15 protein-coding genes are annotated in these 16,147 nt (G+C 60.8%); 4 read left to right on the top strand and 11 right to left on the bottom strand.

Annotation, left to right across the window (positions count from 1 at the left end; translation table 11 throughout):
• Positions 1 to 10: 10 nt before the first annotated feature.
• A complete protein-coding gene (locus IB254_RS05485; RefSeq protein ID WP_192416692.1) occupies positions 11 to 2,266 on the bottom strand; it encodes a heavy metal translocating P-type ATPase in 2,256 nt (751 codons plus the stop codon).
• Positions 2,267 to 2,350: 84 nt separating this feature from the next.
• Between IB254_RS05485 and cadR the strand changes: the two genes are divergently transcribed.
• On the top strand, positions 2,351 to 2,800 hold the full coding sequence (cadR, locus tag IB254_RS05480; protein WP_008040770.1) for a Cd(II)/Pb(II)-responsive transcriptional regulator: 450 nt from the start codon (positions 2,351 to 2,353) through the stop codon (positions 2,798 to 2,800).
• A 126-nt stretch (positions 2,801 to 2,926) separates the two neighbouring features.
• On the opposite strand, the gene IB254_RS05475 is transcribed toward cadR, so the two are convergent.
• The 3 genes from IB254_RS05475 to IB254_RS05465 form a co-directional block, all read right to left on the bottom strand.
• On the bottom strand, positions 2,927 to 3,898 hold the full coding sequence (locus IB254_RS05475) for a thymidylate synthase (protein WP_008026091.1): 972 nt from the start codon (positions 3,896 to 3,898) through the stop codon (positions 2,927 to 2,929).
• Positions 3,899 to 3,946: 48 nt separating this feature from the next.
• Positions 3,947 to 4,759: a prolipoprotein diacylglyceryl transferase gene (gene lgt, locus IB254_RS05470; RefSeq protein WP_008026090.1), complete on the bottom strand. Its 813-nt coding sequence runs from the start codon at positions 4,757 to 4,759 to the stop codon at positions 3,947 to 3,949.
• A gap of 83 nt (positions 4,760 to 4,842) precedes the next feature.
• Positions 4,843 to 5,625 carry a sulfite exporter TauE/SafE family protein gene (locus IB254_RS05465; RefSeq protein ID WP_008026089.1) on the bottom strand — a complete coding sequence of 261 codons (783 nt, stop codon included), beginning with the start codon at positions 5,623 to 5,625 and terminating at the stop codon, positions 4,843 to 4,845.
• A 120-nt stretch (positions 5,626 to 5,745) separates the two neighbouring features.
• On the opposite strand from IB254_RS05465, the gene IB254_RS05460 reads away from it, so the two are divergent.
• The gene (locus tag IB254_RS05460; RefSeq protein WP_192416691.1) at positions 5,746 to 6,492 is read left to right on the top strand and encodes an NRDE family protein; all 747 of its coding nucleotides are present in this window, start codon (positions 5,746 to 5,748) and stop codon (positions 6,490 to 6,492) included.
• A gap of 109 nt (positions 6,493 to 6,601) precedes the next feature.
• On the opposite strand, the gene ptsP is transcribed toward IB254_RS05460, so the two are convergent.
• A complete protein-coding gene (gene ptsP, locus IB254_RS05455; RefSeq protein WP_192416690.1) occupies positions 6,602 to 8,881 on the bottom strand; it encodes a phosphoenolpyruvate--protein phosphotransferase in 2,280 nt (759 codons plus the stop codon).
• Between the two features lie 22 nt (positions 8,882 to 8,903).
• On the bottom strand, positions 8,904 to 9,383 hold the full coding sequence (locus IB254_RS05450; RefSeq protein WP_007897732.1) for an RNA pyrophosphohydrolase: 480 nt from the start codon (positions 9,381 to 9,383) through the stop codon (positions 8,904 to 8,906).
• 143 nt (positions 9,384 to 9,526) lie between these two features.
• Here IB254_RS05450 and IB254_RS05445 point away from each other — a divergent pair, with 143 nt between their 5' ends.
• Positions 9,527 to 10,183 (top strand): HAD family hydrolase, encoded by a 657-nt coding sequence (locus IB254_RS05445; protein ID WP_192416689.1) that lies wholly within the window; start codon positions 9,527 to 9,529, stop codon positions 10,181 to 10,183.
• A 104-nt stretch (positions 10,184 to 10,287) separates the two neighbouring features.
• Here IB254_RS05445 and IB254_RS05440 read toward each other — a convergent pair whose 3' ends face one another.
• The gene (locus IB254_RS05440) at positions 10,288 to 10,713 is read right to left on the bottom strand and encodes a DUF2269 domain-containing protein (protein WP_008026082.1); all 426 of its coding nucleotides are present in this window, start codon (positions 10,711 to 10,713) and stop codon (positions 10,288 to 10,290) included.
• A gap of 39 nt (positions 10,714 to 10,752) precedes the next feature.
• A complete protein-coding gene (ilvA, locus tag IB254_RS05435) occupies positions 10,753 to 12,267 on the bottom strand; it encodes a threonine ammonia-lyase, biosynthetic (RefSeq protein ID WP_008026079.1) in 1,515 nt (504 codons plus the stop codon).
• Positions 12,268 to 12,415: 148 nt separating this feature from the next.
• On the opposite strand from ilvA, the gene rpiA reads away from it, so the two are divergent.
• Positions 12,416 to 13,090 (top strand): ribose-5-phosphate isomerase RpiA, encoded by a 675-nt coding sequence (gene rpiA / locus IB254_RS05430; RefSeq protein WP_008026076.1) that lies wholly within the window; start codon positions 12,416 to 12,418, stop codon positions 13,088 to 13,090.
• A gap of 123 nt (positions 13,091 to 13,213) precedes the next feature.
• Here rpiA and IB254_RS05425 read toward each other — a convergent pair whose 3' ends face one another.
• The 3 genes from IB254_RS05425 to IB254_RS05415 all read right to left on the bottom strand — a co-directional run bounded on the left by IB254_RS05425 (position 13,214) and on the right by IB254_RS05415 (position 16,124).
• Positions 13,214 to 14,131 (bottom strand): SdiA-regulated domain-containing protein, encoded by a 918-nt coding sequence (locus IB254_RS05425; RefSeq protein ID WP_192416688.1) that lies wholly within the window; start codon positions 14,129 to 14,131, stop codon positions 13,214 to 13,216.
• A 130-nt stretch (positions 14,132 to 14,261) separates the two neighbouring features.
• Positions 14,262 to 15,191, bottom strand: a complete 930-nt coding sequence (locus tag IB254_RS05420; protein ID WP_192227521.1) for an SdiA-regulated domain-containing protein — start codon at positions 15,189 to 15,191, stop codon at positions 14,262 to 14,264.
• Between the two features lie 267 nt (positions 15,192 to 15,458).
• Positions 15,459 to 16,124 carry a fumarylacetoacetate hydrolase family protein gene (locus tag IB254_RS05415; protein ID WP_008026071.1) on the bottom strand — a complete coding sequence of 222 codons (666 nt, stop codon included), beginning with the start codon at positions 16,122 to 16,124 and terminating at the stop codon, positions 15,459 to 15,461.
• Positions 16,125 to 16,147 lie beyond the last annotated feature (23 nt).

Genomic DNA, 16,147 nt, shown 5'->3' with positions numbered 1-16,147 from the left:
TCCTCATCACTTACTTGCGCAACAGGCGCAAACCGTTGAACACCACCAACAGGCTCACGCCCATGTCAGCGAATACCGCCATCCACATGGTGGCGATCCCGGCGAAGGTTACCCCAAGAAAGATAGCCTTGATGACCAAAGCGAGGGCGATGTTCTGTTTGAGGATGCTCGATGTCTGCCGCGACAGGCGGATGAATGCGGGGATTTTGCGCAGATCGTCGTCCATCAGGGCGACATCGGCGGTTTCGATGGCGGTATCGGTGCCGGCGGCAGCCATCGCAAAACCGATTTCTGCCCGGGCCAGTGCCGGGGCATCGTTGATGCCGTCACCGACCATGCCGACGCTATGGCCCTGTGCATAAAGGGCTTCGATGGCTTGCAGTTTATCGGTCGGCAGCAGATCGCCCTTGGCTTCGTCGATGCCGACTTGTGCGGCAATCGCCTGGGCGGTGTGGACGTTGTCACCAGTGAGCATCAGGGTTTTGATGCCCAGGTCGTGCAGTTGCTGGATCGCCTCGCGGCTGGATTCCTTGACCGTATCGGCCACGGCGAACAGCGCCAACGGGCCGGATTTGTCGAGCAGCAGCACCACGGACTTACCCTGCTTCTCCAGCGCAAACAGCTTTTCTTCCAGGGCGGGCGAACACAGGTTCAGCTCTTCGACCAAACGGTGGTTGCCCAAGTGGTAGACCTGACCGTTGATTTCACCGCGCACCCCGCGACCGGCCAGGGCTTCGAAGTTATCCACAACGAGCGGCGCAAAGGTTTTATCCACAGCTGCATTGGCGATGGCCAGCGACACCGGGTGGTCCGAGCGCCCGGCCAAAGCCGCTGCAATTCCCGGCGCCGAGGCATCAGCGGTTGGGTCAAGCGACAGGTAATCGGTCTGCACCGGTTTGCCATGGGTGATCGTGCCGGTCTTGTCCAGCGCCAGGTAATCGAGCTTGTAACCGCCCTCCAGATAAACGCCGCCCTTGACCAGAATCCCTTTGCGCGCCGCCGCCGCGAGGCCGCTGACGATGGTCACTGGCGTCGAGATCACCAGCGCACACGGGCACGCGACCACCAGCAATACCAACGCGCGATAGATCCAGTCGAACCAGACGGCGCCCATGAACAACGGCGGAATCACTGCGACGGCCAAGGCCAGGGCGAATACGGCCGGTGTGTAGATTTTTGAAAACTGATCAACGAAACGCTGAGTCGGTGCCCGTGCGCCTTGCGCCTGTTCGACGGCGTGGATAATCCGCGCCAGGGTCGAATTGTTGGCGGCGGCGGTGACGGAATACTCCAGAGAACCCGCCTGATTGATCGTGCCAGCAAACACTTTGTCGCCAAGCGTCTTCTCGACCGGCAGGCTTTCACCCGTGATCGGGGCCTGATCGATGGTTGAACTGCCGGACACCACTTCACCGTCCAGGCCAATCCGCTCGCCGGGCCGCACCCGCACCCGCGCGCCCAGCTCGATGGTTTTGACGTCCTGCAAAACCCAGCTGCCGTCGGCCTGCAACACCGTGGCCTGCTCCGGCGTCATCTGCATCAAACCGCTGATGGCGTTGCGCGCGCGGTCCAGGGACTTGGCCTCGATCAACTCGGCCACGGTGAACAGGAACATCACCATCGCCGCTTCCGGCCACTGCCCGATCAGGATCGCGCCGGTCACCGCGATGCTCATCAACGCGTTGATGTTGAGGTTCAGGTTTTTCAGGGCGATCCAGCCCTTTTTGTAAGTGCTGAGACCGCCGCTGAGGATCGAGACCAGCGCGATAACCGCCACGACCCAGTTGGGCGCTGCGTCGGTGAAGTGGATCACTTCGGCGGCGAGCGCGGTCACGCCGGACAACGCCAGCGGCCACCACGGCTTTTTCTCAGGTGCCGGGGCGGGTGCTTCGACGCCCTGCTCCAGCGGCTCGGCAACCATGCCCAGCGACTTGATCGCGTCGATGATCGGCGCGGTGCTCGGCAAGTCATGAGTGACGCCCAACACGCGGTTGATCAGGTTGAACTCCAGCTGCTGCACACCGGCGAGCTTGCCCAGCTTGTTCTGGATCAGCGTCTGCTCGGTCGGGCAGTCCATCGCGTCGATGCGGAAACTGCTCAACCGCGCGTTGGCGGTGGACGTTTCGCTGAGCTTGATCAGCGACGGTGCCGCCGCTTTGGAAGAGCAGCAGGAATCCCCGTGACCGCCATGGTCATGTTTCTGTACAGGCTGCAGTTTGTGGCTGTGACCAGCCTCGTGTGTGTGATCGTGTCGGGAATCGCTCATCAGGTCGCGTCCATAAGGTGCCTGTTGCCAAGTAAAGACCCTGTAGCCACTATAGGGTCAAGCACCCTTTTGGAGATCGCCGTCATGAAGATCGGAGAACTGGCCAGGCTCACGGACTGCGCCGTGGAAACCATTCGCTACTACGAGCGCGAAAACCTGCTGCCGGAACCGGCCCGCAGCGACGGCAACTACCGCGTCTACACCCAGGCCCACGCCGAGCGCCTGACCTTCATCCGCAACTGCCGCACCCTCGACATGACGCTCGAGGAAATCCGCAGCCTGCTGGCCTTGCGCGACAGTCCGCAGGATCAGTGTGAAAGCGTGAATGCGCTGATCGACGAGCACATTCATCACGTGAAGGCGCGGATCGACGGGTTGCTGGCGTTACAGGCACAACTGCTCGACCTGCGCCAACGCTGTGGCGAAGGGCCGGATATCGATCAATGCGGGATTTTGCAGCGGTTGGAAGTGAGCGGCGGGGTTGTGGCGACGGAGGTTGAGCATTCGCATGTGGGCCGCAGTCACGGCCATTAGGAACACCACAAAACCGAATGTGGGAGTGAGCCTGCTCGCGATGGCGGCATTACAGTCAACATCGATGCTGAATGTGATGGCCTCATCGCGAGCAGGCTCACTCCCACAGGGGTTGTGCGCTAAATTTTAGACAGCCATCGGCGCGGTCATCGGCGCATGGTGCTGATAACCCTCAAGCGAGAAATCACCCGGTTCGATCAACTCCAGCCACTCCGGCTGATACACGCCCGTCTTGGCAAACTCCGGCACACGATCACTGATCACCAGCTTCGGCATCGGGAACGGCTCGCGCTTGAGCTGTTCGTTCAGCATGTCCAGGTGGTTTTCGTAGACGTGCGCGTCACCGATGAAATAGGTGAACCAGCGCGGCGTATAACCGGTCAGGCGACCGATCAGGCTCAGCAACGCAGCTCCTTCGGTGAGGTTGAACGGCGTGCCCAGGCCCAGGTCGTTGGAGCGGATGTAGAGGGTCAGGGAAATTTCCTTGGTCTCGACATTCGGGTGGAACTGGTACAGCAGGTGGCACGGCGGCAGGGCCATTTCATCAAGCTGCGCGACGTTCCAGCCGTGGAACAGGATGCGGCGGCTGCCCGGGTCCTTGATGATGGTATCGACGCACTGGCGGATCTGGTCGATCGCCTTGTACAGCACCACGTAGGCCTGACCGTCTTCTTCGCCTTCAGCGATCTGGCGGTAGCCTTGCTTCAGGGTCTGCTCGATGGCGGCCTGGTTGCTGACCGGGATCTGTTTGTACGCCGGCCACTTGCGCCATTGCACGCCGTAGATCTCGCCGAGGTCGTCTTCGCCCTGGCGGAACGGGTTGGCCAGCCATTGCGCGTTTTCGTTGGCATTCTGGTCCCAGACCTTGCAGCCCAGCGCACGGAATTCGGCGGCGTTGTTCACCCCACGCAGAAAACCGCACATCTCGCCGATGGCCGATTTAAAGGCCATCTTGCGCGTGGTGATCGCCGGGAAACCTTCTTGCAGGTCGTAACGCAGCATCGCGCCCGGAAAGCTGATGGTGTTCACGCCGGTGCGGTTGGCCTGTTTGGTGCCGTTCTTGATGACGTGGGCGACCAGTTCGAGATATTGCTTCATGAGTTACCTGTGTCCTTGAACCCGGGACCAAAGCCCCGGGGTTCGAATTTATACGGCTGCCGCTGGAGTCGCCGGGGCGCGGTGATACGCCAGCCAGATCAGGAACAGCCCGCCAACGATCATCGGCACGCAGAGCACCTGGCCCATGGTCAGCCAGTTCCAGGCCAGATAGCCCAGTTGCGCGTCCGGTACGCGGACGAATTCGACGATGAAACGGAAGATGCCATAGAACAGCGCGAACATCCCGGACACCGCCATGGTCGGCCGTGGCTTGCGCGAGAACAGCCACAGGATCAGGAACAGCGCGACGCCTTCCAGCGCGAACTGATACAGCTGCGACGGGTGACGCGGCAACTGCGCCGGATCGCTGAACGGCGGGAAGATCATCGCCCACGGCACGTCGGTCGCCTTGCCCCACAATTCGGCGTTGATGAAGTTACCGATACGCCCGGCGCCCAGGCCAATCGGCACCATCGGCGCGACGAAGTCCATCAGTTGGAAGAACGACTTGTTGTTCTTCTTACCGAACCACAACGCTGCCAGCATCACGCCGATGAAGCCGCCGTGGAACGACATGCCACCCTTCCACACTTCGAAAATCAGCGTCGGGTTGGCCAGGTAAGCGTGCAGATCGTAGAACAGCACATAACCCAGGCGACCACCGACGATAACGCCCATCGACATCCAGAAGACCATGTCGGAGAGCTTCTCCTTGGTCCAGGTCGGGTCGAAACGGTTGAGCCGGCGCGACGCCAGCAGCCACGCACCGCCGATGCCGATCAGGTACATCAAGCCGTACCAGTGGATTTTCAGCGGACCGATGGCCAGGGCCACCGGGTCGATCTGCGGGTAAGGCAGCATTGCGACTCCTCGTTAGAGTTGAAAGCTTCAAAATTCCCGGGCGACGCTGCCACCTCAGGATTAAGCCAGGATTGTGCGGTGCGTCAGATCAGAAAATTCAAACCCACGCAGAACAGCAAAGCGGCGAACAGTCTTTTCAGCAACTTCGGCGACAGGCTGTGGGCCAGTCGCGCACCGAGGCGGGCGAAGACCATGCTGGTCAGGGCGATCCCCAGCAGCGCCGGCAAATAAATAAAACCGAGACTATGGGCCGGCAGCAACGGATCGTGCCAGCCCAGAATCATGAAACTTAATGCACTGGCCAGCGCGATGGGCAGACCGCACGCCGAGGACGTGGCCACCGCTTGCTGCATCGGCACGCTGCGCCAGGTCAGGAACGGCACGGTCAGCGAACCGCCGCCAATCCCGAAAATCGCCGACGCCCAGCCAATCACACTGCCGGCCACGGTCAGGCCGACTTTACCCGGCACCGTTCGGCTGGCCTTGGGCTTGACGTCCAGCATCAACTGCACGGCGATGACCAGGGCAAATACGCCGATGATTTTCTGCAGGTTTGGCCCGGAGATCGCTTCGGCTGTCAGCGCGCCGAACCCGGCGCCGAGCAGGATGCCGACGGTCATCCAGGCAAAAATCGGCCAACGCACGGCACCGCGGCGATGATGCTCGCGCACAGCATTGACCGAGGTAAAGATGATCGTAGCCAGGGATGTGCCGACCGCCAGATGCGTCAGGATCGAGGCGTCGAAACCCTGCAAGGTGAAACTGAACACCAGCACCGGCACGATGATAATTCCGCCGCCGACGCCAAACAGGCCGGCCAGCACGCCGGCACAGGCGCCGAGCGCCAGATAGAGCAGAAATTCCATGTACGACCCCCAAAGAAGAGCGGCATGGTAACGGATGCATGGCCTTCGGCTCCACTGGATGGCGATGGATACCCGCACAATGACTGCGTAGAGTGGGCAAAAACACACAAGGACCACCTTATGTGCCTGATTGTCTTTGCCTGGCGCCCGGGTCACGCCCAGCCGCTGATCGTCGCCGCCAACCGCGACGAATTCTATGCCCGGCCCAGTCTGCCCCTGGCGCAATGGCCCGAAGCACCGCACGTCTACGCCGGTCGCGATCTGGAGGCTGGCGGCACCTGGCTCGGTGTCGGCGCCAACGGGCGCTTTGCGGCGCTGACCAATATTCGCGATCCCCATCAACCGGCCGCTCGAAAATCCCGAGGCGAACTGGTTGCGCGATTTCTCAGCGGCGACATGCCGATAGATGATTATTTGGACGACGTTGTCGGACGTTCGATCGAATATGCCGGTTTTAACCTGCTGATCGGCAATGCCAATGAACTGTGGCACTTCAATGCCCGGGAGCTTGAAGCGGTGCTGCTGCCGGCCGGGGTGTATGGGTTATCGAATGCTGGTCTGGATACGCCGTGGCCGAAGTTGCTCAAGGCGCGAGCGGCGCTGGAGGCTGTTCTGGAGGATCCGCAGCCTGAGGCGTTATTGGCGTTGCTCAGTGATTCGCAGACAGCGCCTTTTGCCGAGCTGCCGGATACCGGGGTAGGTCTGGCGACCGAGTCGTTGTTATCGAGTGTGTTTATTGCCAGCCAGAGTTATGGCACGCGGGCGAGTACGGCGTTGATTGTTCAGGCGGATGGGACGCGGCTGATGGTCGAACGGAGTTTCGGGCCGTATGGCGGGCATTTAGGGGAAGTTGAGGTCAGAATTTAGCATTGTCTGATCCGGCCTCATCGCCAGCAGGCTGGCTCCCACAGGGGATTTGCGTCAAACACAAATCCAATGTGGGAGCCAGCTTGCTGGCGATGAGGCCATCAGCCTTTTAGAGGGCTTTGACCGCAGCCGGGCTGACCATCTTCGCCAACCCGAGGTTCTTCAGCGCCAGTTGCAGCGAGCTGTGGATAACTTGCGGGTTGTCGATGGTCATCAGCTCCGCGAGCAATTCCTTGGCCTTGCTCAGGTTGATCTGACGCAGCATCCACTTCACCTTCGGCAGGTTGGTGGCGTTCATCGACAAACTGTCAAAGCCCATCGCCATCAGCAGCACCGCCGCCGCCGGGTCACCCGCCATCTCGCCGCAGATGCTCACAGGCTTGCCTTCGGCATGGGCGTCACGCACCACGTTCTGCAACGCCTGAAGCACCGCCGGGTGCAGGTAGTCGTAGAGGTCGGCCACTCGCGGGTTGTTGCGGTCCACGGCCAGCAGGTACTGGGTCAGGTCGTTGGAACCGACCGACAGGAAGTCCACTTGCCGCGCCAGTTCCTTGGTCTGATACACCGCCGCGGGAATTTCGATCATCACGCCAATCGGCGGCATCGGCACGTCGGTGCCTTCGTCGCGGACTTCGCCCCACGCCCGGTGAATCAGGTGCAAGGCTTCTTCGAGTTCATGGGTGCCGGAGATCATCGGCAGCAGAATCCGCAGGTTGTTCAAGCCTTCGCTGGCCTTGAGCATGGCGCGGGTCTGCACCAGGAAGATTTCCGGGTGGTCGAGGGTGACGCGAATGCCGCGCCAGCCGAGGAACGGGTTGTCTTCCTTGATCGGGAAGTACGACAGCGACTTGTCGCCGCCGATGTCCAGGCTGCGCATGGTCACCGGTTGCGGGTGGAACGCGGCGAGCTGCTCGCGATAGATCGCCAGTTGCTCTTTTTCGCTCGGGAAGCGCTGGTTGATCATGAACGGCACTTCGGTGCGGTACAGACCGACACCTTCGGCGCCGCGCTTTTGCGCCCGCGCCACGTCCGCCAGCAGGCCGGTGTTGACCCACAGCGGCATGCGGTGACCGTCGAGGGTCACACACGGCAGGTCGCGCAGGGAATCGAGACCGAGCGCCAGCTGTTTCTCTTCTTCCACCACCTCGGCGAACTGCTTGCGCAGCACATCGCTGGGGTTGGTGTAGACCTCGCCGCGGTTGCCGTCGACGATCAATTCGATGCCGTCGACCTTGGCATAAGGTAGGTCGACCAGGCCCATCACCGTCGGGATGCCCATCGCCCGGGCGAGGATCGCGACGTGGGAGTTACCTGAACCGAGAACCGAAACCAGACCGACCAGCGTGCCTTCCGGCACCTCGCCGAGCATCGCCGGCGTCAGTTCTTCGCTGACCAGAATGGTTTTTTCCGGGTAGACCAGGTTCTGCTGACGCTCTTCCTGCAAGTAGGCGAGCAGACGGCGACCAAGGTCCTTGACGTCCGATGCGCGCTCACGCAGGTAGGCATCGTCCATCAATTCGAAACGGTTGACGTGCTCAGTGACCACCTGGCGCAGCGCGCCCTGGGCCCACTGACCGGTCTTGATCACCGTGGTGACTTCGCTGCCGAGCGCCTCGTCGGCGAGCATCATCAGGTAGACGTCGAACAAGGCCCGCTCTTCGGGGCGCAACTGTGAGGCCAGTTTGGCCGACAACGCACGCATGTCGGCGCGCACGCCTTCGATGGCGGTCTTGAACAACGCCAGTTCGGCGTCGATGTCGCTGATGGTCTTGTCCGGCACCACGTCCAGATCGGCTGGTGGCAGCATGACCACCGCCGTACCGACCGCCGCACCCGGCGAACCCGGCACGCCGATGAACTTGGCTTCCTGGATGCCTTTGCCCTGACGGCCCAGGCCTCGGATCGAACCGGTGGCCTCGGCGTGGGCGATAACCCCGGCAAGCTGCGCGCTCATGGTCACGAGGAAGGCTTCTTCACCTTCATCGAACTGGCGGCGTTCTTTCTGCTGAATGACCAACACGCCGACAACGCGGCGGTGGTGGATGATCGGTGCCCCGAGGAATGAGGCGTAGCGCTCTTCACCAGTCTCGGCGAAGTAGCGGTAGCGCGGGTGATCCGCGGCGTTTTCGAGGTTCAGGGGTTCTTCACGCGTGCCGACCAGGCCGACCAGACCTTCGTTGGGTGCCATGCTGACTTTGCCGATCGAGCGCTTGTTCAAGCCCTCGGTCGCCATCAGCACGAAGCGGTTGGTCTCGGGGTCAAGCAGGTAGACCGAGCAGACCTGGCTGCCCATGGCCTCTTTGACGCGCAACACAATAATCCCCAACGCCGCCTTGAGATCCTTGGCGGAGTTAACTTCCTGGACGATCTTGCGCAGCGTATTGAGCATGGCTCGGGGTCGAACTCCGTCGTCAGTCGCGCGCTAAAAGGCGCGGGGCAAGCTCTTTGAGAGCGCGTCGATAAACCTCGCGCTTGAATGTCACCACCTGGCCCAACGGATACCAATAACTGACCCAGCGCCAGCCATCGAATTCCGGTTTACCGGTCAAATCCATCCGCACCCGCTGCTCGTTGGAGATCAGGCGCAGGAGAAACCATTTCTGTTTCTGGCCGATGCACAGCGGTTGGCTGTGGGTACGGACCAGACGTTGCGGCAAACGATAGCGCAACCAGCCCCGGGTGCAGGCGAGAATTTCAACATCTTCACGCTCCAGACCCACTTCTTCGTTCAACTCGCGGTACAAGGCGTCTTCCGGCGTCTCCTGGGGGTTGATACCACCCTGTGGAAACTGCCAGGCATCTTGATTGATACGGCGAGCCCATAGCACCTGTCCGGCATCATTCGTGAGAATGATCCCGACATTGGGGCGGAAACCATCGGGGTCGATCACGGCAACAACCTCGCAAACGCATGTCGCCGCATTGTTCCACAAAGGTTGTGAAGGCAGCAACGAGCCGGCCAACCTTATGTGCACTCTTGTGAAAAGTCCGTATTCTGGGCGCCTTTCTACAGACTTTTCAGCGAGTAACTGCAATGCGCCTGGCTTTATTCGACTTGGACAACACCCTTTTGGGCGGCGACAGTGACCACGCCTGGGGTGATTACCTGTGCGAACGCGGCTTCCTCGACGCCGTCGCCTACAAGACACGCAACGACGAGTTCTATCAGGATTACCTGGCCGGCAAGCTGGATAACGCCGCCTACCTGAACTTTTGCCTGGAAGTGCTCGGCCGCACCGAAATGGCCACGCTGGATCAGTGGCACAGCGATTACATGCGCGACTGCATCGAACCGATCGTGCTGCCCAAGGGGCTTGAGCTGCTGAAGAAGCACCGCGATGCCGGCGACAAACTGGTGATCATCACGGCGACCAACCGCTTCGTCACAGGTCCGATTGCCGAGCGTTTGGGCGTTGAAACCCTGATCGCCACCGAGTGCGAGATGGTCGATGGCCGCTACACCGGGCGCAGCACCGACGTGCCGTGCTTCCGCGAAGGCAAGGTGACTCGGCTTAATCGTTGGCTGGAAGAGTCCGGGCATTCGCTGGAAGACAGTTACTTCTACAGCGACTCGATGAATGATTTGCCGTTGCTGGAACAGGTGGTGAATCCGGTGGCGGTTGATCCGGACCCGAATTTGCGCGCCGAGGCCGAGAAACGTGGCTGGCCGGTAATCAGTCTGCGCGGCTGATATCGCCATCGCGAGCAGGCTCGCTCCCACAAGGGATTTGCATCAATCACAAATCCACTGTGGGAGCGAGCCTGCTCGCGATTGGGTCGACTCGGTTTCAAGCGTTAAACAGGCTTGGCACCCATCAACCCGGCAATGGCGATAAAGCAGACGAAGCTGAACAACGCCAGGGCGAAGGTAAACTTGCCGTTCCCCGCCGGCGCCTTGCGCAACTTATTCAGTCGCACCAACAACCAGAACCACGCCAACGCCGCAACGGTGTAAAGCACACTCGACGCCAGCAACCACGTCTGCCCCAACGGCCAGCCCACCAGATGCACCATCCACCAGCCGGTGAACGGCATGCTCAGCAATGCCAGCCCCATCAACAGCCAGATGAACACCCGAGGCCTTTGCAAGGTTCGGCTGCCCGCCGTCGCGTCGCCATTACGCCGAGTTCGCCAGACCCAGATCCCCAGGCCCAGCGCACAGACCAGCAGCACAACCGTCGCGACCATGTGCGCCACTTTCAGGGCGGTTAACGTTTCCATTGTTCGACTTCCTTATGACCTGCCCATCAGCGTAGCCGCTCAGCCAAGAAACAGCTGATAGGCCGGATTGTCGCTTTCGTCCCAGTACGGGTAGCCGATTTCTTCCAGCGCCGCCGGCACCAGATGACGCTCCTCGTGAGGCACTTGCAGCCCAGCGACTACACGACCGTCCGCCGCGCCGTGGTTGCGGTAGTGGAACATCGAGATGTTCCAGCGCCCGCCGAGCTTGCTGAGGAAGTTGAACAGCGCGCCCGGTCGCTCCGGAAATTCGAAACGCAGCACCACTTCATCAACCACCTGGGCCGCGCGGCCACCGACCATGTGCCGGATGTGCAACTTGGCCAGTTCGTTGTCGGTCAGGTCCAGCACCGGGAAACCCTGCTCGGTCAGACTGGCAAGCAGCGCACTGCGCGGATCGTTTTCCGGGTGCGTCTGCACGCCAACGAAGATGTGCGCTTCGCTGCCGGTGTTGTAGCGGTAGTTGAATTCAGTGATCTGGCGCTTGCCGATGGCTTCGCAGAACGCCTTGAAACTGCCCGGCTTCTCGGGGATGGTCACGGCGATGATGGCTTCGCGGCCCTCGCCCAGCTCGGCGCGTTCGGCGACGTGGCGCAAGCGGTCGAAGTTGACGTTGGCGCCGGAATCGATGGCCACAAAGGTGTGCCCGGTGACAGCATGCTGCTCGACGTATTTCTTGATCCCGGCCACACCCAGGGCGCCGGCAGGTTCAGTGATCGAGCGGGTATCGTCGTAGATATCCTTGATCGCCGCGCAGATCTCGTCGGTGCTGACCGTGATCACTTCATCGACATAGTCTTTGCAGATGTCGAACGTGTACTGACCAATCTGAGCGACCGCGACGCCGTCGGCGAAGAGGCCCACGGTCGGCAGCACCACGCGCTCGCCGGCGGCCATGGCGGCTTGCAGGCAATTGGAGTCGTCCGGCTCGACGCCGATGATCTTGATTTCCGGGCGCAGATATTTCACGTACGCCGCGATACCGGCGATCAGCCCGCCGCCGCCGACCGGAACGAAGATCGCATCCAGACGCCCAGGGTGCTGGCGCAGAATCTCCATGGCCACCGTGCCCTGCCCGGCAATGGTGTGGGGATCGTCGTACGGGTGAATGTAGACGTAGCCTTTTTCGTCGACCAGTTTCAGCGAGTAAGCCAGGGCTTCCGGGAACGAATCCCCGTGCAGCACCACTTTGCCACCACGGGAACGCACGCCTTCGACTTTGATTTCCGGGGTGGTCTTGGGCATGACAATGGTGGCTTTCACGCCGAGCACTTTCGCCGCCAGGGCCAGGCCCTGCGCGTGATTACCGGCCGAAGCCGTCACGACGCCGCGCGCGCGTTCTTCATCGCTCAACTGCGTGAGCTTGTTGTAGGCCCCGCGAATCTTGAACGAGAACACCGGCTGCAAGTCTTCACGCTTGAGCAAAATACTGTTGCCCAGCCGCTCGGAGAGCTGGCGGGCAGTCTGCAATGGGGTTTCTACGGCAACGTCATAAACGCGCGAGGTGAGGATCTTTTTGACGTACTGTTCGAGCATCGGAAAGCATCACTGAGCGGGTTGGGCAGGGCCAAGGAGTCTAACCCGGCTTTCGACCGGGCGACCACACGAATCAAGAGGTTTTAGCCCGGCATGGGGCTATAATGCCGGCCTTTCCGTTTTCCCCTTGCCCGCTTTCGGAGCCCGCATGACCCAGGATCAACTCAAACAGGCAGTGGCCCAGGCCGCCGTCGACTTCATCCTCCCGAAACTCGACGACAAGAGCATCGTCGGGGTCGGCACCGGCTCCACCGCCAACTGCTTCATCGACGCACTGGCGCAACACAAGGGCGCCTTCGACGGCGCAGTCGCCAGTTCCGAAGCCACCGCCGCACGCCTCAAGGGCCACGGTATTCCGGTGTATGAGCTGAATACCGTCAGCGACCTGGAGTTCTACGTCGACGGCGCCGACGAAAGCGACGAGCACCTGAACCTGATCAAGGGCGGCGGCGCAGCCCTGACCCGCGAGAAGATCGTTGCGGCCGTGGCCAAGACCTTCATCTGCATCGCCGATGGCAGCAAACTGGTGCCGGTGCTCGGCGCGTTCCCGCTGCCGGTCGAAGTGATCCCGATGGCCCGCAGCCACGTGGCCCGCGAGCTGGTGAAGCTCGGCGGCGACCCGGTTTACCGTGAAGGCGTGCTGACTGACAACGGCAACATCATTCTGGATGTGTTCAACATGCAGATCACCAACCCGGTGGAGCTGGAGACGCAGATCAATGCGATCGTCGGCGTGGTGACCAACGGCTTGTTCGCGGCGCGTCCTGCGGACCTGCTGTTGCTGGGCACCAGCGAAGGCGTGAAGACCCTGCGCGCGCAGTAAGCCAGACGCAAAACCCTGTAGGAGCCGGCTTGCTGGCGATTGCGGTATGACATTCAACATTTAGATTGACTGTCGCACCGCAATCGCCAGCAAGCCGGCTCCTACAGGGGTTGTGTTTATGTTTTAGGGTTGTGCCGGTTTCTTGAAGACGTAGAACAGGTTCGGCTCGCTCACCAGGTACATCGTGCCGTCGTCATCCATGGCGATCCCTTCCGCTTGCGGCACCGTCTTCTGCAACCCCTGGCGCCCCTTGCTCAGTGACATGGTGCTCAGCGGACGCCCGTCCACATCCAGCTCCAGAATCAGTCGCGACTCGTCGGACAGCGCCAACAGGTGACCGCTGCGCTCGTCGTATTGCAGGCTCGACAGGTCTCGCACAAACATCCCGGCATCGCGCTTGGGGTTGTTGACCACGTGCACCGCATAGGATTTTTCCGGGTTGTAATGCGGAAAGCCCTGCACTTCGTAGATCAGCATCGGGTCGCGTTCCTTGGCGACAAACAGCCGCTTACCCACCGAATCGTAGGCCAGGCCTTCAAAACCCTTGTTGCTGCTCATGTGCACGCCGAGGGTTATCTGTTCGGCATCCGCCGCATCGAGGAACGTCGTGTCCTTCTCCAGATGAATCTTGATCAGCCGCTGCTGACGCTCGTCGGTGATGACGTAAGTGTCGGCGCTGATGAATTCCACCGCTTCCGGATCACCGAAGCCGACCAGCGCGATGCGCTGAATGATCTGGCCTTCCAGCGACAGCTCGATCAGCTCGGAGTTTTTATTGGTGACCGTGAACAGGCTTTTGCGGACCGGATCGAAGGTCAGCGCTGACACATCGTCGTCCAGGCCTTCGATAACCCGGCCCTCAATGACAACCTGATAGTGATCCAGCCCAATCGACTGGGCACTCTCGGCCTGCCAAAGCGTATGCAGATTGAACCAGGCCCGCTCGAACAGCCGCAGGTGCTGGCCGAACGCAACCAGCACGGTCAGCGCGATCACCGAGAGAATCAGGATCAGGGGTTTGGGGCGGGCAAGTCGGCGCATTCAGGCAAGCTCGGAATCAGGACGGGCGGATGAAATACCACGGCAGTCTGAATTGAAGCTTAAAGGCCGTTGGGTTGACCCTACAACTGAGCGTCGCGTTTCCTACACATTCGCAGATCAAGCTCGCGATTCAGCGCTGCTTTTCGAATCGGTAGAACAGGTTCGGCTCGCTCACCATGTACAGCGTGCCCGCCTCGTCCATGGTCACGCCTTCGGCGCGGGGAATGGTCTTCTTCAGGCCATTAAAACCACCCAGCAAGGTCATGAAACTGACCTGCTCGCCCTTCTCGTCCAGCTCCAGCAGCAAGTGGGAATCGGCGGACAACACCAGCGTATGGCCGGTGCGCGGATCGATGGCCAAGGCCGACAGGTTGCGGATGTCCAGCGCGTCACTGGCCAGCTTCTGCTTGTCGCCGGTGAGTGTCAGGCCATCGGCGCTTTTCCAGGTGAACAGCGCCGGTGGACGCTCCTCACCCAGCAGCATGTGTTGATTGTGCGCATCCCAGACGACCGCTTCGAATGCTTTGTTCTGGTCTTTCGACGGGCCGAGGTCGTACTTGGGGAAGTTGGCGATGTTCAGCTCACGGGTATCGGCGTCGACCTTGACGATGCTCAGCAAATGCTCACGCTCATCGACAATGGCCAGCAGACCGTTGCCCATGACCGTCACGCCTTCCGGGTTGCTCCAGCCCACCAAGGGCATTTTGCGCAGCACTTCACCCTGCAGGTCCAGTTCGACCAGGAACGGGTTTTTGCCCATCACCGAGAACAGGGTTTTGGTTTGCGGGTTGTAGGCCAGGTCGGACGCTTCGTCCTTTTCCATCCCCGGCAGTAGCTTGGCATCGATCACCGCCCGGTAATCCGGGAGCCAGATACTTTCCTGGCGTTCAGCCGGGCTTTCGAAACGCTCCAGCACCCAGAGCACGCCGCGATCATCCCAATGCATTGCAAAGGCGAGGCCATACGCGGCGGCCGCGACCAGCAAAAGCCAGGCATACCAACGCATGAAAAAGCGCGGGCGACGGGCAGTTTTAAGCGTGGGCAGCGATTGGATGGCCATCGGGGGATGCGTTCCAGAAATTCAGGCTAAGGGTAATAGCACAATTGGGACCGGCTCAGACGCCAGAAACCCGGGAATTATCCAGACAAGATGTGAAAAAAACGGGAAATGGCGGGATTGCCCTGCATGGGCGCCGCTTTCTTCAGGTAGGAACACAATCCCTGTAGGAGCCGGCTTGCTGGCGATGGCGACCTAACATTCAACATCTCTATCGAATGTTGTACCGCTATCGCCAGCAAGCCGGCTCCTACAAGGTTTTGCGGTGTGTTAGCGGACGCTGCTGGTGAAGCTGCTCGCGCCTGGCAGTTCCAGAACGATTTCGTCACCCACATTCAGCGGGCCGACACCGACCGGCGTACCAGTCAGAATCACGTCGCCAGCCTGCAGCGAAAAGCAGCCGGCCATGTGCTGGATCATTGGCACGATCGGGTTGAGCATCGCGCTGCTGTTGCCATCCTGGCGCACTTCGCCGTTGATGGTCAGGCGGATGCCGATGTCGGTCAGGTCGGCAAAGGTGCTGCCGGATACGAACGGGGCAATCACTGCCGCACCGTCGAAGGACTTGGCGATTTCCCACGGCAGGCCTTTGGACTTCAGCTCTGCCTGCTTGTCACGCAGGGTCAGGTCCAGCGCTGGAGCGAAACCGGAAATAGCATCAAGGACTTCTTCACGGCTTGGCTTGGTCGACAATGGCTTGCCGATCAACACCGCGATTTCGGCCTCATAGTGCACTGAACCGCGCTCGGTCGGAATGCTGAAACCGCCTTCCAGCGGCACGACGCAACTGCCGGGCTTGATGAACAGCAGGGGCTCCGTTGGCACCGGGTTGTCCAGTTCCTTGGCGTGTTCGGCGTAGTTGCGGCCGATGCAAACCACTTTGCCCAATGGGAAGTGGATGCGTGTACCGTCGACATACTGGTGCTGATAGCTCATTGACCGACTCCTGGTTCGTAGCG

The sequence above is a fragment of the Pseudomonas sp. PDM03 genome (assembly GCF_014852385.1).
Lineage (GTDB): Bacteria > Pseudomonadota > Gammaproteobacteria > Pseudomonadales > Pseudomonadaceae > Aquipseudomonas > Aquipseudomonas migulae.
The sequence above is the reverse complement of the archived record's forward strand: the minus strand, read 5'-3'. Positions and strand labels throughout refer to the sequence as shown.